We start from the raw sequence: 19,266 nt of genomic DNA on the forward strand, positions 1-19,266 counted from the left end.
TGGCAATAACAAAATAACCTTTATCTTGATAAGAGATTTTAATTTTTTTGGGAATGGTAATTTTAATACTGATAGCAATGGCTGAGCACCCTATAATCACTATAGATTGTGAGAGAATTATATGCTTCCGCCAAGTAAAAAAAGGATGCGCGTCAATTTCAATAAATTCTTTCTGACGAGCGTATTAACCGGTGCCATTGTAAGTGTATTATCAACGGAAAGTTATGCCGACAATAATGACGCCCTTATTCTTAATACACAGGACGCTACGGCCAAAGAGAACAATAAACCGGCCGCGCCGGAACAATCGGCTATTAAACAGCAAAATCATGAAACGCTTACCGTCACCGCGCCGCGTATCAAAAATAAGGCCGGGTCCCAGACAACCCTGAGCGCCGCCGAGCTGCAAAAAAACGGCGGTACTGATTTCGGCACTATCATGCGCTATCAGCCGCTTATCAGCGCCACGGGTGCCAGCGGCGGATCCGGCGCCGGAAAAAGCGGCTTCGATCGCGGCGGTTACACCGGCTATAATATCCGCGGGCTTGAGAGCAACCGTGTCGGCATCGATGTGGACGGTATTCCGCAGCCGGATGCCACCAGCCGCGGTTACGTCGGCCGCGCAGGATTAAATACGTTCGGTATCGGCCGCGATTATATCGACCCCTATATGTATGGCAACGTGGATATTCAGTCCGGCGCGACCTCCATTGATAACCCCAATATTTATATTGGCGGGGCCGTCTCTTTTAACCCAAAGTCTGCTGATTATTATCTTTCCCCCACCCGGCAAACCTATTTTGGCTACCAGAGCGATTATGATTCTTCCAATCGCAGCTGGCATAACGGCATTACCGCCGCCGGCGGCGACGAAACGTTACGCGGGATCTTTGTTTACAGCCGCCGGGATGGTCAGCAGACCCGCAATAACAGCGGTACCGTGGATGCCTATCCGGCCAACTGGCATTCCGATGCCTTTATGACGTCCGGTATCTGGCAGCCCAACGATCAGCATAAACTGACCGGGACTTTCGATTATTATAATAAGACCAACCACACCCATTATGATGGCTGGAATTCAGCGGGAAGCGCCATTATCGGCACCACGGATCAGACCAGCCAGACCCGCCGCTACGGCGTCAGCCTGAAAGACGACTGGACGCCGTTTAACGACATTATCGACAGCATGTCTTCGAAGCTCTATTACCAGCATACTGAGGCCCATGACTGGACTTATATGCCTGAAAGCACCACCAGCATGGAAACGGTCTTATCCAATTACGATACGGATACCGTAGGTTTTAATAATGCGCTGGCCAAAACCCTGGGGCGCCATGACCTGAGCGCCGGGGTGAACGCCAGCCTGACAACCACGAAACGGCCCTTCACCCAGGTGCCCGCCCAGAGCGTCTATAACATCATTATGCAACCCCAGGCGGACAGCAAAACCACTGCGCTGGGGGCCTTTGCCCAAGATCAAATCAACTTTGATCTTGGCGGTAAGCATTTTGCCATTATTCCCGGCGTACGGGTGGCTCATCAGTCCACCAAACCGCAGAATCTTTCCAGCCTGGCCAGCGGCAGCACGGCCTTGGACGAGTCTGAACTGGCGTCGCTGTATGGCAAGAGTAATTCTGACACTCAGGTATTGCCGTCACTGGTTTTTCAATATGATCTTACGCCGCGCCTGATGACCTATTTGCAGTATAAACGAGGCGCACAGTTCCCGAATCCCAGCCAGCTGTACAGTTCCTGGAATCTGGGGTCGAGTTATGCCGGCACGTCACAATATGCCCTGATCGGGAATCCCGACCTGAAAACCGAAACCAGCAACAACCTGGAGTGGGGAGTAAAAGGAGAGGTGGCTGACGGGGTGACGATGCATACCTCCGTTTTCTACAATACCTATAAAAATTTCATCGCCTATAACCGCTACACCCGTTCCGGCAATCCGGAAGCCTTTACCAACGTTCCGTCGAATATCTACATCACCTATGAGGCTGAAAACCGTGATAGGGCATACATCTACGGTGGGGAAACCAGCGTCAAGGTCAATTTCGGCACCTGGTTCGAAGAGGTTAATGGTTTGAGCGCAACCCTGGCCTTTGGCTATAACGAAGGTAAATCCAAATCCAGCTATCTCGGCGATAAATATGTGGATATCGACAGCGTAGCGCCGATGAAGGCTATCGTCGGGGTAGCCTGGGATGATCCGGCGAAACGCTACGGTACCGCGCTGACCGCGACCTTTGTGCACGGTAAACGCGCTACCGATACCAACCGGGAAACCTACAGCAACAGCGGTACGGCCATCACCGATGCCACCACTGAATATATGAACGTGCCGGGCTATGGCCTGCTGGACTGGACCGGGTATTGGCAAGTGGCGAAGAACGTGAAGCTGAGCGGCGGCGTATACAATATTACCGACCGCAAATACTGGGATTACCTCAGCAGCAGGGATCTTACCGAAAGCAGCAATCAGGATGCCTATGATAAAGCGCTGGCGGTGATGCCGGGCCGGAGTTTCCAGGTGGGGATGAATATCGATTTCTGATTTGCCCCGGTCTCCCATTGACAGGCCCGCTGTACGTCGGAGGTAGCGGGCCTACCGTGGCATGGGGCGCTTCGCGGCCGACTATGGCCGCTCCGGCCCCATTGCCGCGGTCTCCCTTTAACACGCGTTACGCCGGAACTGGGTTTTTCAGGCGATATAGGTTGCCCACAAAAAGGAGAACGGCATGATAAGAAACAGCCCTGGCAGCATATTGGCCACCGGGAACAGCTTGATACCGCATATCCGCAGGCCGGTGGCCAGCATGATAAGGCCGCCGGCGGCGGAAAAGTCCAACATCATATCAGGGGTGGTCATGGGCAGGATAAATGCGGCCAGCGTAGCCAGCGCGAGCTGGATAGCCAACTGCGGGATGGCGATGACCACTACCGCATAGCCCAATATCGTCGCGAAAATGGCCGAGGTGAACAGATCCAGTACGGTCTTGATGTACAGGATAGAGGGATCGCCGGTCATGCCTTCATGCATGGCGCCGAAGATACCGGTTCCGCTGGCGCAGAACAGCACCACGATGGCCACGAATTTATCCATGAATTCCTGATGGGTCAAACCCTGGGCCGGCGGCAGGAATTTATCCACAATGCCACGTGTATAACCCGCCGCTTTGCCGATGCCTCTTTCCACGAAGAACAGCTCTCCCAGCATGGCGCCGATAACCATGGCCAGCACCACCGCGGGCATATATTTCACTTTGACGATCAGCATGATGCCCAGGCCCATGGAGCACAGGCCGAAGGTCAGCGGCAAGGCCGAACGGATGCGCTCAGGCAAACGCGTGCCGAGAAAAGCGCCCACCAGGCCGCCGATCACCACCGCCGTCCCGTTAACATAGGGTCCAATTAACATTTATATTCCTTAAAATGAATCATCCGCCGGTTCGCCGCGGGGTGTTTTTATGGTGTCGCCATCGCCCCAGCGAGGCAGATTCTTGATTTCGATCCCCAGCAAATCGAGGGCGCGTCCGACGCTGTGGGTAATGATATCGTCCGGGGTTTGCGGCCGGTGATAAAGCGCCGGTACGGGAGGGAATATAATCCCGCCCATTTCCGTGACTTGCTGCATATTCCGCAAATGCCCCAGATTCAGCGGGGTTTCCCGCGCCATCAACACCAGACGGCGTCGCTCCTTCAACACAACGTCGGCGGCGCGGGTCAGCAGATTGTCCGTCAGGCAGTGGGCTATGGCGGCCAGAGTGCGCATGGAACAGGGCGCCACCAGCATACCGAGGGTGTGAAAGGAGCCGCTGGCGATAGAGGCGCCGAGATCCTCGATGGGGTGAACCTTATCCGCCAGTGAAATAACCTCGTCCATCCGATAATCGGTTTCCAGTCGGCAGGTCTTCTCCGCCCCCCTGGAGACCACCAGATGGACCTCCAGATCCAGACCCTTCAGCAGTTCCAGGGCTTTGACGCCATACTGGAAACCGGAAGCGCCGCTGATGCCGATGATAATGCGCCGTGAAATCATGCTATCCCTTACTCAAAATCCGGCAGGAAGCGTTTAACATCCACTTCTTTAAAGCGTGAACGTTCAAACTGCGACTTCATGCTGAAGGGAACCGTGCAGTCAAAAATGGTCTTGCAGGACATGCCTTCCTGCAAAATGCTGGGGCTGTAGGCCGGGACCTGCGACGGATCGAGGGGGTGGCAGCGTACGCCGGGAATAAAGACCGTGTCCACATCGCCTTGATAGCGGGTCTGCATGGCCCACATCACGTCGTCGCTGTCAAAAATGTCCACATCTTCATCCACCAGGATCACATGCTTCAATTCCGGGAAGGCGGCAAAGGCCAGCAGGCCGGCCTGGCGCTGGCGCCCTTCGTCCACCGCGGCGGATTTTTTGAACTGCATGACGGCCAGCAATTTGCCGCCGCCCGCGGAGTGCGCGAAGACGTTAAGCAATTTGCCCGGCATGGCGCGGTTAACCAAATCGAGGATACTGGCTTCCGTGGGGATACCCGCCATATTCACGTGTTCTTCCCCAGGGCCGATGGTGGTGCGCCAGATGGGGTGCAGGCGATGGGTGACCGCTTTCACCTTGATAACCGGCAGGGCCGCTTTCGCGCCGCCGGTATAGCCGGGAAATTCAGGCATCGCTTTGCCGGTATCGGTGTTTTGGTCTTCACGCAGCCGCACGTTCGGCAATAATTCGCCTTCAATAACAATCTCGGCATGGGCGATGCAGCGTTCGTTGATGGTTTTGCACTGGACCATTTCCACCGCGCGGCCGCGGAGCGAGCCCGCGATGCTCAGTTCATTGAAACCCAGCGGCGTTGTCGGCGGCTCGAAGCAGGCGGCGATTTCAATAGCGGGGTCCACGCCGATACTGATGGAAATCGCCAGCGGTTTCCCCGCGGCTTCCGCTTTTTGCCGGAAGGCATCGATATGGCGGCCGGGCGTCAGCCACATGGAAAGTTCGTCGCGGCTTTGCACGCAAAGACGGTGGATGGTGATATCCGATTCGCCGGTGTCGGGGTCGGAGGCGTAACACAGGCCCATGGTGACATAGGGACCGGCATCCTCTTCCGTATTGGTGGGCGCCGGCAGCAGCGTGCGCAAATCGAAACCGGCGTCCGTGGCTAAATGCACCACTTCCTGGCACGGGGCGCCCTTGGCATCGATAGTGACGGGCGCAATAGGCGTATGGACCGAATCGCGCAATAAAAAGCCAAGCTTATCGGGCGCGCAGCCTAAAAATTGCCCCACGCGCTTGCGGGAGCCCACCAGGCCGATGGCGACGCTGATATCGTCAAAGCCCTTGATCTTGTTGAATACCATGGCCGGCCCGTTTTTGCGGGTCGGACGCATGCAGGTGCCGCCGGCGCCCACATAACGATAGACCCCCGACAGCTCGGCGTTGGGATCGACTTCCACATCGGTGGTGACCAGTTCATTGGGCAGGGTTTTTAAAAGCGCAAGGGCGGAACGCAGATCGTGCACCGGATTAACATCGGCATGATTTTTTTGAGTAGACATATATGTTCCCTACAGAGTATATGGAATTTTGTAAGGAAAATACGCCTATTATAAAAAATCGACGAATACCATTTTGATACTATATCTCATACCAAAACGGTTTTTTTTCTTTGACTAAAAAATGATATGCGTCACTATTCTGAGGCAGGCTTAATTTTAACCTGAACAAGGAGGGTTTTATGGATCTTAAAAGGTTGAAATATTTTTGCGTTGTCTTTGAGCAGGGGACCATCAGTCAGGCGGCCCGTATTTTGAATATGGCGCAACCGCCGCTGAGTAAACGTATACAGGAATTGGAAGAAGAACTCAATGTTCCGTTATTTTTGCGTAACGGCAGAAGGCTTGAGCCTACCGAGTCAGGCTATCATCTTTATAAAAATGCCTGCGCCATTTTACGCGATGTGGAGGATACCAAACGGGAAATCATCCTGATCAAGAACCGGGAGAGCCGGCTGCTGCGCATTGGTCTTACCCACTTATTCCAGTCCTATTTCAAGCCATTGATCCTGAAATTGCACCGGCTTAATCCAAATGTAGAAATCAGCGTTTCTGTTTCCGATTCCAGTAATCTGGAATCATTGCTGCAAAATGGCCTGGTTGATATTGCCCTGATTCAGAAGCCTTCTCACAGCGAGGGATATGATTGCATTTCTTTTGCCCCCATAAACCTGGTGGCGGTAATCAATAAAAAGCTCTCTGCGGAAATTCCCGCCAATCCCATACCGTTTTTATCCCTGGGGAAATTCCCGCTGGTGTTATTGCGCCGATCCAGGGATGCGGGAACCTACGAATTAATTACCGATCATTTTCGCAAGGGGGGCGTTAATCCAAAAATCATTATGAATATTTCCCAGCCCGGCGTCATCCTTGACTGGCTGCAATCCGGCCTTGAAGCCGCGGCGTTGCTCCCGGCCTCTGAAGTGGATCCCGCAAAGCTCGATAATTGCCATGTTGTTGATATTCTCTCGGCGCCACAGATTTTTTTCCCGGCGGTGGTAAAAATGTCGGTGGCATCCTATATGAAGGAGCTGATGGATATCGTGCAGACAGGCTATCCTTTTCCGGATGTCGATACGGGAAATTAGGCAATTGGTTTAAAACGGAGCCAATCTTTACCGGAAACCCTTGGCAACGTAGTTGCCTGTCATAAAAGTGTATCAGACAGCCGCCGCAGCGCTGTTCCCAATCCCCAGGCGGAAGGCAACAGGCTCTCGCCATTGCTGGGCCGAGGGAAATCATCCGCGATCATCCGCCAAAAGGCCGGCGTTTCATCAAACTGGTGCTCCAACAGCGCGATGGTCTGCCCGGCGGCGCAGGCCGCAAGGCTGGCGGCATGGCAAATCGGCCCGCTGGGATTGTGCGGCGCGCAGCCGATGCCGTATGAGGCGGCCAGGGCCGCCACCTCCAGCACGCCGCTGATGCCCCGCGCATATTTGACGTCCGGCATCACCACGTCATAGGCGCCGGCAGCCAGCCAGGGCCTGAACAGCGCCGGGCCGGTAAGCTCCTCCAGGCCGGCAAGCCGCATGCCCAGCACGTTGGCCTGGCCGCGCAGCCTTTTCAGGGCGGGAATGTTTTCCGGCGTTTCCGGCAACGGGCACTCAAACCAGCTCACCCCCAGGGCCGATAGCTCTTTCATCACCGCCGCGGCGGAGCGCTCATCGAATCGCCAGTGGCAGTCAACATATAAATCAGCGGCGGCGCCGATGCCCGATCGGGCGGCGGCCACCCGTGCCAGTCCCTGATCCAGTAATGCCTTCCCCAGGGGGGAGGAGCCGTTTTCCGGCGTCAGGCTGTCAAACGGCGCGATTTTTATGCGGTTAAAACCGGCGGCGGTGGCCTTTTGCCCAGCAAGCCTAAATCCCGTATCTGAACGATCGGTAATGCTGCGGTTAACGTTGGCGTAAAGGGGAATGCGCCCGCGATGCGCTGCGCCCGCCAGCGCCCAGGAGGGACAGCCGCGCCGTTTGCCGCGAATATCCCACATCGCCTGGTCAAGAGCGCTGTGGATTGCTGCCTGCGGCAGCGTGCCGGCGTCTGCGGACAGGTACTTTTTCAACCCGTTCCAATCCTGTCCCAGCAGCCGCTCCCCTGCGAGGGCGTGAAAGGCGTCGAGGGCCGCCGGATTGCGCACCCAGCTGGCTTCCCCCCATCCCGTCACCCCGTCGGACATATGCAGTTTGATAAACGACCAGGTGGTTTTTTCCGTCACCGGACAGTGCAGCAGTTCCAGCGCCTCAATGCGGTCATTATTGCGGCCATTATCGTGAAACATCGTCATGCTGCTCCCCGGCAGGTTGTGGGTGGGAGGAAAGGGCGGCTTTACGCATTCTGTTAAGCAACACCAGCTTAGCCCGCGCGGTATGGGCGGCGGTCACCGCCGCCGCCGATTCGCCGTCGCCGGCGGTGAAGGCCGCCAGCAACAGGCGGTGGTCCGCCACCACGCCGGCAAAACGATCGGATTCATAGCCGTAGCGGCGCCACAGCGCGCTTATCAGCCGCCAGTGCCGCTCCAGAATAAGATTGGCATCGCGGTTATCGGCGATGTGATGGATGGCGGCATGAAATTCCCGGTTTGCCAGTAAAGCCAGGGCGGCATCTCCCTGGGCCACCGCGTCCTCATGCCGCGCCCGCAGGGTTTCCAGATGGGATAAATCCAGCGCCGTCATGCGTTCGGCGGCGCGGCGGGCCAGATAGCTTTCAATGACAATGCGGATATCCAGCATTTGGCCGACAAAAATCTCATCCACCGCCACCACCCGGGCGCCCTTGTTCGGCTGGGCGACAATCAGTCCTTCGCTCTCCAGCCGGTGCAGCGCCGCGCGTATGGGCATATGGGAAACGCCGAAACGCGTCGCCAGGGCATCGATACGCAGCGGCGCGCCGGCATCGAATTCCTGACGATTGATAATGGCGTCCCGGAGCCGGTCGGTGATCTCGGTTTCGCCGGCTTTACTTTCTATATCTAATTTCCGCATAACCATATTTGATCAAAATATATGACTTGTGGGCTTATTTTCTTTTATATATCGCCACTATTCAATAGTATTCGAACTAACAGATAGAATATTTGATCAAATATCGTTATTGACGTTCATAATACCATAAAGCGCCATGAGGGAATGTATGAGAGTGAAGCCGTTCAGCCGCTGGGTCCTAGCCGTTGTGTTTATCCTGCCGTTGCTGATAAGTCTGGGGCCGGGGAGTCTGAAGGTCTGCGCCGCCCAGCGCGATACGCTGGTCATCGGGCAAAGCGCCGATATCACGTCGTTTGATCCCACCGAACTGCGTATGGGCACCTTTGTCCTGAACCGCCTGCTCTATAATACGCTCATCGCGCTGGATGCCGACGGTAAGCCCCACGCCGAACTGGCCCAATCCTGGACGCGTTCGGACGACGGCAAGACCATGACCTTCACGCTTCGCAAAGGCGTCACCTTCCATAACGGCAAGCCGCTGACCGCCCAGGATGTGGCCTTCAGCCTGAACTATGCCAAAGATCCCGCCAACGGCGCCAATATCCTGCCTCTGGCGAAGATGATTAAAAGCATCGACACCCCGGCTGAGGATACGGTTATCCTGCATTTTGACGGCGCATCTGATGCGGTATTCGATTTGCTGGATTTGGCCTTTATCATCGACGGCAGCCAGCCTAAAAAGGTCAAAACCGGCGGCAACGGTACCGGCCCGTTCAAGCTCGCCGGCTACGAGCCGGGGCAGGACGCGGTTTTCGTCCGCAACGATGGGTATTGGGGCGGTAAGCCGGCGCTTAAAAAGGTCATCATCAAAATCATCCCTGACCAGCAGTCCGGCGTGATGCAAATGAGCGCTGGCGCGGTGGATTTTCTCCCCTCCATCGATCGCGAGGCCGCGGGCCAGCTCGCCGGGGCGGGCTTTGCCACCGGCGCCGCCACCGCCGAAGGGCGGGTGCTGGATCTCACCTTTAATACCAAGGTCCCGCCCCTGGATAAACCCGACGTGCGGCAGGCCATTGGCCTGGCGCTGGATCGCGTGCGTATCGCCCATGATATCGCCGGTCCCTCCTCGCTGGTGAAATGCCTGCCTTGGCCGCGGTACAGCCAGCGGGAAGCCGCCGGCCATGAGAAGGATTGCGCCTACGATCCGGCCCGGGCCAAAGCCCTGATTGCCCGGGCGGGCGCCGCCGGCGCCGAGATTACCATTATGTCCCGCAGCCAGTCGGAGCCGCAAATCGGCGCCATGGCGCAGGTGGTGCAAGGGGCGCTGCAGGATATCGGCCTGAAGGCCACTATCGTTGAGATGTCCGAGGCCGCCTATATTTCCCGCTTCCGTAAAGGCGATTTCCAACTGGCGGCCCATGTCTATGGCCGTGCCGGTCGCGGCCCGTCCACCATCCTGCTGTCGGCGGTAATCTTCCGCACCAGTGATAACCCGGCGCAAATTTCCTCGCAACAGTACAGCGACGACATCGCCCTGGTCACCAGCCGGCCGTCCGGGCCGGATACCGACCAGGCATGGCAGCGCATCGACAGCTTTATGCTCAAGGAGAACTGGGTGCTGCCGGTGGCGACGCTGCCGGTGTTATGGGCCTCCGCCAAGGGTCTCGCCGGCCTGCGATTCAACCTTGACGGCATGCCCATCCTGACGGAAGCGAAACTGGATAAATAACGTCCCTTAACCCGGAGGGCGCTTTGATGGCAGCCTATCTGATCAACCGAATCCTCCAGTGGATTCCGGTATTGCTGATTTCAAGCATTATCGTGTTTGCGGTAGTCCGCGCCATGCCGGGCGACCCGGCGGATATCATAGCCGGACCGGACGCCACCCAGGCGGACGTGCAGCGCATCCGGGCGGAATACGGCCTGGACCGTTCACTGCCGGTACAGTATATGGCCTGGCTCAGGCATATGGGACGGGGCGATTTCGGCGTGTCCTACATTTATCACCGGGATAACAGCGAGCTGATCTTCAGCCGCCTGCCGTTTTCGCTGCTGATCGCCGCCACGTCGCTGTTGACCGCCCTGATCGTCGGCGTGCCTTTCGGTCTGGCCGCCGGGCTTGGCGAGGGTAAAATCATCGATTGGGGAGCGTCGCTCTTTTCCTCTCTGGCGGTGGCGACCCCCGGCTTCTGGCTCGGCATGCTGGGAATCATGCTGTTCGCGGTAAAGCTCGGCTGGCTGCCGCCCGGCGGGCTGACCAGCACCGATGAGTCGGTCTTTGGTTTTTTGTGCTCGCTGGTGCTGCCCACCTTGACTCTGGGGCTGCACGGCGCGGCAGTGCTGATGCGCTCCACGCGCAATGCGGTCATAGAGACCTTGGGGGAGAGCTACATCCGTACCGCCCGCGCCAAGGGACTGCGTCACCGGACCCTTGTCTACCACCATGTTTTGCGTAATTCCATGCTGCCTATCGTGACCATGACCGGCGTACTGCTTGGCCGGATGCTCGGCGGCGCCGTGGTGATAGAATCGGTATTCGCCTGGCCGGGCATCGGCCGGCTGCTGGTGCAGTCCATTATCAACCGCGATTACGGCATGGTGCAGGGAATATTGATTATCCTGGTGCTGTTTTTCCTGGCGCTGAACCTGGTGGTGGATCTGCTGTACGGCGCCATCGATCCGCGCATCCGCCTGACAGGGAGCCATCGCTGATGAGTGTGGCATCCCTGGAGCGCGACGACATCCGTGCGCCGCGCCGGCGCTTCAGGCTGATAAAGGCCGTGATGGCAAGGCCGTCCGGCCTGTTCGGTTTCACCGTGGTGGCGCTGATTACCCTGGCGGCGGTGCTGGCGCCCTGGCTGGCCCCCTGCGATCCCGCTACCCAGTTCGCCGGGCTGCGGCTGGCGGCGGCCGGTACGGCCGGCCATCCCCTGGGTACTGACGAACTGTCTCGTGACCTGCTTAGCCGCGTGCTGTTCGGCGCGCGCATTTCACTGCTGGTGGGGTTTGTCAGCGTCGCCGCCGGCGCCGGCCTCGGCATTATCGTCGGACTGATTTCCGGCATGGGGGGACGGTTTGTGGATACCCTGCTGATGCGCGCCTGCGATATTCTGCTCGCCTATCCCGGCATCCTGCTGGGGGTGATTGCCGTGGCCATCCTGGGTCCCGGGCTGATACAGATATGCATCGCGGTAGCTTTTGTCAATCTTCCCCTGTTTGCCCGCCTGATGCGCGCCTCGGTCTTGCGGGAACGGGAACTCGACTATGTCAAGGCGGCCGTGGCGCAGGGTACCGGCCTGTGGCGCATCATGCTGCGCCACGTCATGCCCAACGGTATCGGCGTGGTGATTTCGCAGCTGGCCTCGGCGGCAGGCCACGGGGTGTTGCTGGAGGCGTCCCTCTCTTTTATCGGCCTGGGCATCAGGCCGCCGTCCGCCTCCTGGGGCACCATGCTCAGCGGCAGCCGGGATTATCTCACCGTTGCGCCGCTCTATGCCGTGGTGCCGGGTTTGCTGTTAATGCTACTGGTGCTGGGCCTGAACCTGCTTGGGGACGCCATGCAAAAATCGCTGGATTCGGCGGGAGATGAATAATGATGCCTGATCATGATATTTCACCGCCGCTGCTGGAGGTGAAAGGGCTCAACGTGATGATCGCCGTCAAAGGCGGCGGCCGGCGGGCCGTCACCGATGTGTCTTTCACCGTGGCGCGCGGGGAAACACTGTGTATCGTGGGCGAATCGGGATCCGGCAAGACCCTGACGGCGCTGTCGCTGATGTCGCTGCTGCCGCCCCGGATTTCCGTGGCCGGCGGCGGGATAATGTACAATGGCCGCGACCTGCTGACCCTGGACGCCGAGAGCCGCGAGCGGCTTAACGGCGACGAAATCGCCATGGTTTTCCAGGATCCCATGTCATCCCTCAATCCGGTGCTGACCGTCGGCCGGCAGATTGCCGAAAGCATTTCCCGTCACCAGCCGTCTTTGACCCGCGCCCAGCGTGAGAACCGGGCGGAACAGGCGCTGGCGCTGGCGGGCATCAGCCGGGGCGCGGACATTATGCGACGCCATCCCCACCAGCTGTCGGGAGGCCTGTGCCAGCGGGTATTGATAGCCATCGCCCTGGCGAATCATCCTCGGCTTATCATTGCCGACGAACCCACCACCGCACTGGATGTCACCGTGCAGGCCCAGGTGATGAGCAGCATGCGCGACGCCTGCGAGCAAACCGGCGCGGCGCTGCTGCTCATTACCCATGATATGAAGCTGGTGGCGCGATATGCCCATCGGGTGGCGGTCATGTATGCCGGACGCATTGTGGAGCAGGGCGACGTTCAGGACGTCTTCCGCTCGCCGCGGCATCCTTATACCCGCGCCTTGCTCGGCAGTATTCCCGGTCTGGATACCGACGTCCACCGGGAGCTTGAGGCCATTGCCGGCGAACCGCCGGATTTTGCCAGGCTGCCCTCGGGGTGCGCCTTCCGCCCGCGCTGCACGCTGTGCCGTAACCGTACCCCCTGCGCCACCGAGGTGCCGCTACCGCGGGCGGATCGGCAGGCGTCAGGGCACGTGAGCGCCTGCCATTTCGCCGATGAGCTCTCCTTGCCGGCCGGCGCGGGGAGGATATCCGTATGCCAATGATCGCCGGTCCGATGCGGCGCGGGCATCAGCATGCCGCCCATCACCAGGGCGACGCGGGGGAGGAATCAGCATGACGGTAAACGCGGAACCCGCCAAGGAGATAAGCGCCTTAACGCCGCTGTTGCGGGTGGAGGGACTCGGGAAACGCTACCCCGGCGCCGCCGGCTGGTTAGGCCGCTCCGGCGGCGGCGTCAATGCGGTGGATGGGGTGAGCTTTACGCTGGGCGCCGGCGAAACATTAGGGCTGGTGGGGGAGTCGGGCTGCGGAAAATCCACCCTCAGCCTGATGCTGATGGGGCTCGCGTCGCCTTCCGCCGGGCGGATATGGTTCGATGGCGAGGATATTACCGCCCTGAAGCGTCGCCGCCATCCCCGGCTGTGCCGCGATTTGCAGATCGTGTTCCAAAACCCCATGGCCTCCCTTAACCGGCGCATGACGGTATTTGATATTATCGCCGAGCCGCTGATTGTGCATCGGGTCCATAACGGGGCCGGGCGGCAAGAGCGCATTCATGAGCTGATGGGCCTGGTGGGGCTTAATCCGGGCCTGGCTCACCGTTATCCGTCGGAGCTGTCCGGCGGCCAGCGCCAGCGCGTCGGCATTGCGCGTGCGCTGGCCCTTAACCCGCGTCTGCTTATCCTGGACGAGCCTGTATCGGCCCTGGACGTGTCGATACAGGCGCAGATCCTCAATTTATTGCGCAGGCTGCAGCGGGAATACGGGCTGGCTTATCTGTTTATTTCCCATGATTTGCGCGTCGTGCGTTATATGGCGCCGCGCATTGCCGTGATGTACCGGGGGCGCCTGGTGGAAACCGGCAGCCGGGAGCAGATTTTTACCGCCCCGGCGCATCCCTACACGCAAACGCTGCTCGCGGCCCTGCCCGAAAGGGATAGCGGCGCAGCGGCGGGGGAGGCATCTAAAACCCCGCGTTGATAGTCATGTACGGCAATATCATCCCGGCGGCAGTGGCCGATAGCCACCCCATTGCCGGCTTTAACAAATCACCGCCGGCCCCGATGTTTTCTATTCCCGCTTACGCCACGTTATCCGGCGGCCCGTCGCCCGCACGGGCCGATCGGCCTTCGCCAGTCTATTTCTGCGAGAGACTAGCCTGGAAGTACCCCATGTCGTAAGATGCTCACAGTGAGATGCTCATTATAAATTAAAGACCTGGCAATTTTTTATTATAAAGGCTAACGAGAACCAATATGATTGAGCGTGTCCATACGTTCTTGACCAAAAGTGAACTGGCATACCAAACGCTGCTGAGTGCCATTCAATCAGGTGAACTGAAGCCAGGACAGAAAGTCACCTTGAATGAGCTTGCGGCTCGCCTGGGAATGAGTTTGACGCCGGTACGGGATGCCTTCACCCTGCTTGCGGAGCAGGGGCTTATCGAACGCACGCCCCACCATGCGGCGGTGATCGCCAAAAAAAAGCCCAGCCGCTCTGAAGAGGTTTCGCTGCTGCGGGCCATCCTCGAGCCGGAAGCCGTCAGGCTGGCCGCCATGTATGCGAACCCGGCCCAGATCGATGAAATCGCCGAGGCCTACCAAGCGTCCCTCGACGCGGCAAAAAATCAGAATACCCGGGAATTAAGCAAATATAACGAACTCTTCCATCTGAAAATCGCCGAAGCCAGCGGTTCATCCTTTCTCATTGAGTTCATTTCGTCGTTATGGAAAGCCCTGCCCGCGCAGGGGATGAAACTCTATGACAACGCGCCCGCCATTCTTAAATCCCATGCGGATATCCTGACGGCGATCCGGGACGGCAAGCCCGATGAAGCCTCCGCGCTGATGGCGGGGCATGTAGGGCACGCCGCCGATCGGGCGCGGGAATATTTCGACCGCCTGCGCCAAAGCGATTCTGAACCGGAAAAAGATGCCTGACCAGACTGCTGACAAACGTGCTGTCCCACCGGGCACGTTGTCAACCAACGCCGATGGGGTTTTTATTCCGCCGTTTGAGTGAACATCGGCGGCGTGGCAAACCGGTGGTGGACCCGCTCCACTATATCCGCCAGGGCGATACAGGCCCTGTCAGCGCCGAATCGGCCGATAATCTGCGCGCTGATGGGTAGCCCGGACGAGGAAAGGGCAATGGGGAGGGTGGTGGCGGGAAGATAGGCCGCCGATGAGAGGCCCAGCCAGAAATAATCATTGGCCGAAGGCTGCCGCCGTCCGTTGACCTCCAGGTAGCGCGCCTCTTTGGGAACGTTGTCGAACAGGGTAAATGCCGTCGTGGAGGCCGCCGGACAAAGCAGAAAATCAAAACGCGCGAAATAGGCGCGCCACGCCTCGATAAGACCATAACGCCGCTGCTGATACCCCAGCCAATCCCGGTGCGTAAGCACATTGCCGCGCAGGGACAACGCCCGATAGCTTTTATCATCGGCGGCCAGCTGCGCCGCCGCGGCCCGGTTGGCGGCAAACTCTTTGTCGTTTTGCCGTGCGCTGGTGGCGCCGCGTAATAAATGAACATAGACCTCGTAGCATTCACCGCTGGTAAAATCGGGGCGGGCCAAGGGCTCCACCTCGACGCCGGCGCGTCGCAGCGACTCTGCCGCCTCCAGTATCGCGGCGCTGATTTCATTGTCCACCGGAAAGCGGCTGTCATTCGCCCACACGCCGACGCGGAAATGTTTCCCCATCCGGGGAGCCGGGCTGTCCAACTCTACCCGCCAGGCCGGCCAGGCTTGCGTATCGGGTTGCGCCAGCAGGCCCAATGCCAGATCCAGATCGGCGGCGCTGCGGCTTAACGGTCCGTAGACGGTGATATCCGCCGGCGCGGATTTGCCGGGCTGTCCGTGACCGCGCCCGGGCACCAGACCATAGCTGGGCTTATGGCCGTAGACGCCGCAATAATGCGCCGGCATACGTATTGACCCGCCGATATCGCTGCCGATCTCCAGGGCGGAAAACCCGGACGCCAGCGCGGCCGCCGAACCGCCTGACGAACCGCCGGGTGTGCGCGCCACATCCCAGGGATTGCGGGTGGTGCCATAGTCCGGATGGATGGTTTGCCAATCCCCCAAATGCGGCGGAACGTTGGTTTTCCCCACCAGAATCGCGCCGGCCGCTTTCAGGCGGCTGACCGCAAGCGCATCTTCCCCGGCAATATTGTCCCGCAGCGATACCAGCCCGAAAGTGGAGGGCAACCCTTTGACATCCCATGATTCCTTAACGGTTAACGGCACGCCGTGCAGAGGGCCCCATACTTCGCCGCCGGCCAGGGCCTTATCCGCGGAATGCGCACGGGCCAATGCCTGTTCCGCCAGCAGGATGACCACGGCGTTCACCACCCCGTTATGTTTTTCTATCTGCTCCAGACAGGCCGTGACCAGTTCAAGGGAGGTGATTTCTCCCTCCCTGATGCGTTTTGCCAGCAGGGTGGCGGGGGCAAAGATGTCAACGGGTTTCTTAAGCATGAAATTAACTTTCCTTATAAGAAATTTGTATGTTGATGCGGCCTATTCAGAGTTGTTTAACTATGCACTTTCTGAGCAAAATACAAAATATATTTTATAAAACTTTCGAGGCGGTTTGGGATGGGTGTTTTGACGAAATGCAGAGGCCACATTGTAACGTTTTTCCTGATGTTTTCACTATCATTCGCCGTATCCGCCCAAACGGCGGTCAGGCTGGCCGCCGCCCAGAACTCCCTGGGTTCGCTGCCGCTGGTCATTGCCCAGCAGAAGGGCTTCTTTGCCGATGAAAACATCGCCATCGAAACCATTTCCTTTAAAGGGGGCGCCCCGGCGGTCCAGGCCCTGGCCGGCGGCAGCGTGGAAGCCTGTATTTGCGCCGCCGATCATGCGGTGCGGCTGTCCAGCCGTCATCTGGGCGGGCGTGTATTAGTGGCGCTAACGGAACATCACGGTTATGGTTTGGTGGCCCTTGCCTCATCGCCGGTCAACACGCTAGACGATCTCCGCGGCAAATACGTGGGCATCACCTCGCCAGGCAGCCTGACGGATAATACCCTGCGCTACTTCATTGCTGAAAAGGGCCTGAACGCCGATCAGGACTATAAACTGGTGGGCATCGGCACCGGCGGAGCCATGCGCGCGGCCCTGGAAACCGGCTCTGTGGCCGCCGGCATGTTAACCACCCCCGATGTGCAGGCGGCCCTGGCGGATAACCAGCGTTTTAAACTGGTGCAGGATTTTCGCAATCTGCAATACCCGGCCCTTGACCTGGTGGTCATCGACCGCTGGCTGAACAAAAATCCCGATATCGCCCATAAGCTTATCAAGGCCGTGGTCAGGGCTGAACGGCTCATCCAGACCGATCCCGCGGCGGTGCAGGCGGGTATTGATCAAATGTACCCCAATCTCAGCCCCGATCTGCGCAAGGTCCTGGTGGCCGAGGCACCCAAGCTGCTGTCTACCGACGGCACGATGTCTGCGGCCGGTTATGGATTGATGGTGAAAATGCTCAAGGTAACCGACCCGACGCTGGTTGCCCCTGATTACAACAGTATCGTTGTGCACTAATTCATTAATGACCATGGCGAAAAATAACGTGACGAATCTTATTTTGCAGACCGCCAAGAGAAAGAAACGGCAGGCTTCCCATCTGGCCGGTCCGCTTTCCCGCGCGTCCTCGCGGGTCTTTATCCAGCAGTTTGCCTTTATCTGCGTACTGCTGCTGTTATGGGAAGCGGCGGGGACCTGGCTTATCGATCCCTTCTGGAGCAGCCGGCCCAGCGATATCTGCCGCCGTCTTTGGCAGATGGCGGGCAACGGCGATTTACTGCGCCATGTGGACGCCACGGTGTCCGAAGCCGGCCTGGGGCTGATACTCGGCGCGGTGGTGGGCATTTCGCTCGGGCTGGCGATGTCGCGTTTTACCCGCACCGCACGGGTGGTGGAACCGCTGTTTATGGGACTCTACAGCCTGCCGCGCGTGGCGCTGGCGCCGCTGTTCGTGCTCTGGTTCGGCATCGGCCTGTCGGCCAAGGTCATGATGGCGTTTTCCATGGTGCTGTTCGTGTTTATGCTGAATGTCCTGGAGGGGATTCGTTCGCTGGAGAGCGATCATATCGACCTGCTGAGAACCATGCGCGCCAGCCGCGCCTATATCCTGCGCAGGGTACTACTGCCCGCCATCGTTCCGTGGATTGCGGCGGCGATGCGTATCGCCGTCGGTCTGGCCATGGTGGGCGCCGTGGTGGGGGAACTTATCGGATCCAACCGCGGCGTGGGATGGTATATCGAAAACGCGGCGGGACAGCTGGATTCCACCGGGGTGTTCACCGGCATCATCATTTTATTGATATTGGCCATGGTGGCGAATCTGATCGTGACGCGGATTTTCCATCGTTTAACGGAATGGCGGCAATGAGCGAATCAACCGAGTCAAAGATAACCATTAACCATCTGTCGGTGCGGTTTGCCGGCGCGGCCGGGCAAATTACCGCCGTTGACGATGTATCGCTGAATATCGCCGCCGGCGAGTTTGTCGCCATCGTCGGTCCGTCCGGCTGTGGAAAATCCACTCTGCTGCGCGTTATCGCCGGATTGATGAAGGCGGCACAAGGCAGCGTCGCCATTGATGGCCGGACGGTGACGGAACCCCCTCCAGGACTCGGCTTTATGTTCCAGCGGGACACCCTGCTGCCCTGGGCGACGGTGGCGGAAAATATCGCGGTGGGCTGCGAGCTGTCCGGACTTGACCGCAAACTGCACGGGCAGCGCATCGCCGAACTTATCGATCTTATCAAGCTCAATGGATTCGCGTCCCATTACCCGAAAGCCCTTTCCGGCGGCATGCGGCAGCGCGTCTCCCTGGCGCGGTTAATGGCCTATGAACCCGACGTGTATCTCATGGATGAACCGTTCGGCGCCCTGGATTACCAAACCAAAATTTCCATGGGCCGCGAACTGTTGCGCATATGGGAAACCCGGCGCCGCAGCATCGTGTTTGTAACCCATGATATTGAAGAAGCGGTGTCGCTGGCTGACCGGGTGATTGTGATGAGCCCCCGGCCTGGGCGGATTACCGCTGAATATCCGGTAGATCTGCCGCGCCCCAGAGATCCCCGGCTGCTGCGCGGCGATGCGCACTTCGCCGCCCTGTGCGGCGCTATCTGGGCCGATCTCGAAGAGACGGAAGGCACCTGATAGCGCCGTCAGGCACCGGTCTGTAACG

At 58.7% G+C, this 19,266-nt stretch carries 17 protein-coding genes; 11 read left to right on the forward strand and 6 right to left on the reverse strand.

Going from position 1 to position 19,266, the window contains the following annotated elements; all coding sequences use genetic code 11:
* Window positions 1-145 precede the first annotated feature (145 nt).
* Window positions 146-2,557, forward strand: coding sequence for a TonB-dependent receptor domain-containing protein (locus ACL2XO_RS13635; RefSeq protein ID WP_413742956.1), 2,412 nt, complete (start codon window positions 146-148; stop codon window positions 2,555-2,557).
* 147 nt (window positions 2,558-2,704) lie between these two features.
* On the opposite strand, the gene ACL2XO_RS13640 is transcribed toward ACL2XO_RS13635, so the two are convergent.
* The 3 genes from ACL2XO_RS13640 to ACL2XO_RS13650 are packed head-to-tail and all read right to left on the reverse strand — an operon-like array spanning window position 2,705 to window position 5,550.
* Window positions 2,705-3,421 carry a DUF554 domain-containing protein gene (locus ACL2XO_RS13640; protein WP_413742957.1) on the reverse strand — a complete coding sequence of 239 codons (717 nt, stop codon included), beginning with the start codon at window positions 3,419-3,421 and terminating at the stop codon, window positions 2,705-2,707.
* A 9-nt stretch (window positions 3,422-3,430) separates the two neighbouring features.
* On the reverse strand, window positions 3,431-4,042 hold the full coding sequence (locus ACL2XO_RS13645; RefSeq protein ID WP_413742958.1) for a UbiX family flavin prenyltransferase: 612 nt from the start codon (window positions 4,040-4,042) through the stop codon (window positions 3,431-3,433).
* Window positions 4,043-4,050: 8 nt separating this feature from the next.
* Window positions 4,051-5,550, reverse strand: a complete 1,500-nt coding sequence (locus ACL2XO_RS13650) for a UbiD family decarboxylase (RefSeq protein WP_132921821.1) — start codon at window positions 5,548-5,550, stop codon at window positions 4,051-4,053.
* Between the two features lie 179 nt (window positions 5,551-5,729).
* On the opposite strand from ACL2XO_RS13650, the gene ACL2XO_RS13655 reads away from it, so the two are divergent.
* Complete coding sequence (locus ACL2XO_RS13655) at window positions 5,730-6,635, forward strand: LysR substrate-binding domain-containing protein (RefSeq protein ID WP_413724308.1); 906 nt, start codon at window positions 5,730-5,732, stop codon at window positions 6,633-6,635.
* 59 nt (window positions 6,636-6,694) lie between these two features.
* Here ACL2XO_RS13655 and ACL2XO_RS13660 read toward each other — a convergent pair whose 3' ends face one another.
* Window positions 6,695-7,831 (reverse strand): mandelate racemase/muconate lactonizing enzyme family protein, encoded by a 1,137-nt coding sequence (locus ACL2XO_RS13660; RefSeq protein WP_413742959.1) that lies wholly within the window; start codon window positions 7,829-7,831, stop codon window positions 6,695-6,697.
* Window positions 7,812-8,528: a GntR family transcriptional regulator gene (locus ACL2XO_RS13665; protein ID WP_413742960.1), complete on the reverse strand. Its 717-nt coding sequence runs from the start codon at window positions 8,526-8,528 to the stop codon at window positions 7,812-7,814. The genes ACL2XO_RS13660 and ACL2XO_RS13665 overlap by 20 nt, the downstream gene beginning before the upstream one ends.
* Before the next feature lie 148 nt (window positions 8,529-8,676).
* Between ACL2XO_RS13665 and ACL2XO_RS13670 the strand changes: the two genes are divergently transcribed.
* The 6 genes from ACL2XO_RS13670 (at window position 8,677) to ACL2XO_RS13695 (ending at window position 15,003) form a co-directional block, all read left to right on the forward strand.
* Window positions 8,677-10,197 (forward strand): ABC transporter substrate-binding protein, encoded by a 1,521-nt coding sequence (locus ACL2XO_RS13670; RefSeq protein WP_413742961.1) that lies wholly within the window; start codon window positions 8,677-8,679, stop codon window positions 10,195-10,197.
* Window positions 10,198-10,223: 26 nt separating this feature from the next.
* Window positions 10,224-11,180 carry an ABC transporter permease gene (locus ACL2XO_RS13675; RefSeq protein WP_413724310.1) on the forward strand — a complete coding sequence of 319 codons (957 nt, stop codon included), beginning with the start codon at window positions 10,224-10,226 and terminating at the stop codon, window positions 11,178-11,180.
* Window positions 11,180-12,061 carry an ABC transporter permease gene (locus ACL2XO_RS13680; protein ID WP_203521621.1) on the forward strand — a complete coding sequence of 294 codons (882 nt, stop codon included), beginning with the start codon at window positions 11,180-11,182 and terminating at the stop codon, window positions 12,059-12,061. The genes ACL2XO_RS13675 and ACL2XO_RS13680 overlap by 1 nt, the downstream gene beginning before the upstream one ends.
* On the forward strand, window positions 12,061-13,107 hold the full coding sequence (locus ACL2XO_RS13685; RefSeq protein ID WP_413742962.1) for an ABC transporter ATP-binding protein: 1,047 nt from the start codon (window positions 12,061-12,063) through the stop codon (window positions 13,105-13,107). The genes ACL2XO_RS13680 and ACL2XO_RS13685 overlap by 1 nt, the downstream gene beginning before the upstream one ends.
* A gap of 70 nt (window positions 13,108-13,177) precedes the next feature.
* Entirely contained in the window at window positions 13,178-14,044 is an 867-nt protein-coding gene (locus ACL2XO_RS13690; protein ID WP_413742963.1) for an ABC transporter ATP-binding protein, read from the forward strand.
* A gap of 275 nt (window positions 14,045-14,319) precedes the next feature.
* Window positions 14,320-15,003: a GntR family transcriptional regulator gene (locus tag ACL2XO_RS13695; protein WP_413724313.1), complete on the forward strand. Its 684-nt coding sequence runs from the start codon at window positions 14,320-14,322 to the stop codon at window positions 15,001-15,003.
* A gap of 62 nt (window positions 15,004-15,065) precedes the next feature.
* On the opposite strand, the gene ACL2XO_RS13700 is transcribed toward ACL2XO_RS13695, so the two are convergent.
* Window positions 15,066-16,541 carry an amidase gene (locus tag ACL2XO_RS13700; RefSeq protein ID WP_413742964.1) on the reverse strand — a complete coding sequence of 492 codons (1,476 nt, stop codon included), beginning with the start codon at window positions 16,539-16,541 and terminating at the stop codon, window positions 15,066-15,068.
* Between the two features lie 168 nt (window positions 16,542-16,709).
* Between ACL2XO_RS13700 and ACL2XO_RS13705 the strand changes: the two genes are divergently transcribed.
* From ACL2XO_RS13705 to ACL2XO_RS13715, 3 genes are read left to right on the forward strand one after another with little or no spacing between them, the layout of a single operon-like run.
* The gene (locus ACL2XO_RS13705) at window positions 16,710-17,609 is read left to right on the forward strand and encodes an ABC transporter substrate-binding protein (RefSeq protein ID WP_203521617.1); all 900 of its coding nucleotides are present in this window, start codon (window positions 16,710-16,712) and stop codon (window positions 17,607-17,609) included.
* A 28-nt stretch (window positions 17,610-17,637) separates the two neighbouring features.
* The gene (locus tag ACL2XO_RS13710) at window positions 17,638-18,459 is read left to right on the forward strand and encodes an ABC transporter permease (protein ID WP_243701414.1); all 822 of its coding nucleotides are present in this window, start codon (window positions 17,638-17,640) and stop codon (window positions 18,457-18,459) included.
* Complete coding sequence (locus tag ACL2XO_RS13715) at window positions 18,456-19,238, forward strand: ABC transporter ATP-binding protein (protein WP_243701413.1); 783 nt, start codon at window positions 18,456-18,458, stop codon at window positions 19,236-19,238. The genes ACL2XO_RS13710 and ACL2XO_RS13715 overlap by 4 nt, the downstream gene beginning before the upstream one ends.
* Window positions 19,239-19,266: the final 28 nt, after the last annotated feature.

This window comes from Sodalis sp. RH15 (genome assembly GCF_047324255.1).
Taxonomy (GTDB): Bacteria; Pseudomonadota; Gammaproteobacteria; order Enterobacterales; family Enterobacteriaceae; genus Acerihabitans; species Acerihabitans ligni.

Coding starts and splice junctions, on each gene's coding strand:
- ACL2XO_RS13640 (WP_413742957.1), bottom strand. CDS start 3,421: ATGTTAATTGGACCCTATGTTAACGGGACGGCGGTGGTGATCGGCGGC.
- ACL2XO_RS13660 (WP_413742959.1), bottom strand. CDS start 7,831: ATGACGATGTTTCACGATAATGGCCGCAATAATGACCGCATTGAGGCG.
- ACL2XO_RS13635 (WP_413742956.1), top strand. CDS start 146: ATGCGCGTCAATTTCAATAAATTCTTTCTGACGAGCGTATTAACCGGT.
- ACL2XO_RS13645 (WP_413742958.1), bottom strand. CDS start 4,042: ATGATTTCACGGCGCATTATCATCGGCATCAGCGGCGCTTCCGGTTTC.
- ACL2XO_RS13650 (WP_132921821.1), bottom strand. CDS start 5,550: ATGTCTACTCAAAAAAATCATGCCGATGTTAATCCGGTGCACGATCTG.
- ACL2XO_RS13715 (WP_243701413.1), top strand. CDS start 18,456: ATGAGCGAATCAACCGAGTCAAAGATAACCATTAACCATCTGTCGGTG.
- ACL2XO_RS13665 (WP_413742960.1), bottom strand. CDS start 8,528: ATGCGGAAATTAGATATAGAAAGTAAAGCCGGCGAAACCGAGATCACC.
- ACL2XO_RS13700 (WP_413742964.1), bottom strand. CDS start 16,541: ATGCTTAAGAAACCCGTTGACATCTTTGCCCCCGCCACCCTGCTGGCA.
- ACL2XO_RS13685 (WP_413742962.1), top strand. CDS start 12,061: ATGATGCCTGATCATGATATTTCACCGCCGCTGCTGGAGGTGAAAGGG.
- ACL2XO_RS13705 (WP_203521617.1), top strand. CDS start 16,710: ATGTTTTCACTATCATTCGCCGTATCCGCCCAAACGGCGGTCAGGCTG.
- ACL2XO_RS13675 (WP_413724310.1), top strand. CDS start 10,224: ATGGCAGCCTATCTGATCAACCGAATCCTCCAGTGGATTCCGGTATTG.
- ACL2XO_RS13695 (WP_413724313.1), top strand. CDS start 14,320: ATGATTGAGCGTGTCCATACGTTCTTGACCAAAAGTGAACTGGCATAC.
- ACL2XO_RS13690 (WP_413742963.1), top strand. CDS start 13,178: ATGACGGTAAACGCGGAACCCGCCAAGGAGATAAGCGCCTTAACGCCG.
- ACL2XO_RS13680 (WP_203521621.1), top strand. CDS start 11,180: ATGAGTGTGGCATCCCTGGAGCGCGACGACATCCGTGCGCCGCGCCGG.
- ACL2XO_RS13655 (WP_413724308.1), top strand. CDS start 5,730: ATGGATCTTAAAAGGTTGAAATATTTTTGCGTTGTCTTTGAGCAGGGG.
- ACL2XO_RS13670 (WP_413742961.1), top strand. CDS start 8,677: ATGAGAGTGAAGCCGTTCAGCCGCTGGGTCCTAGCCGTTGTGTTTATC.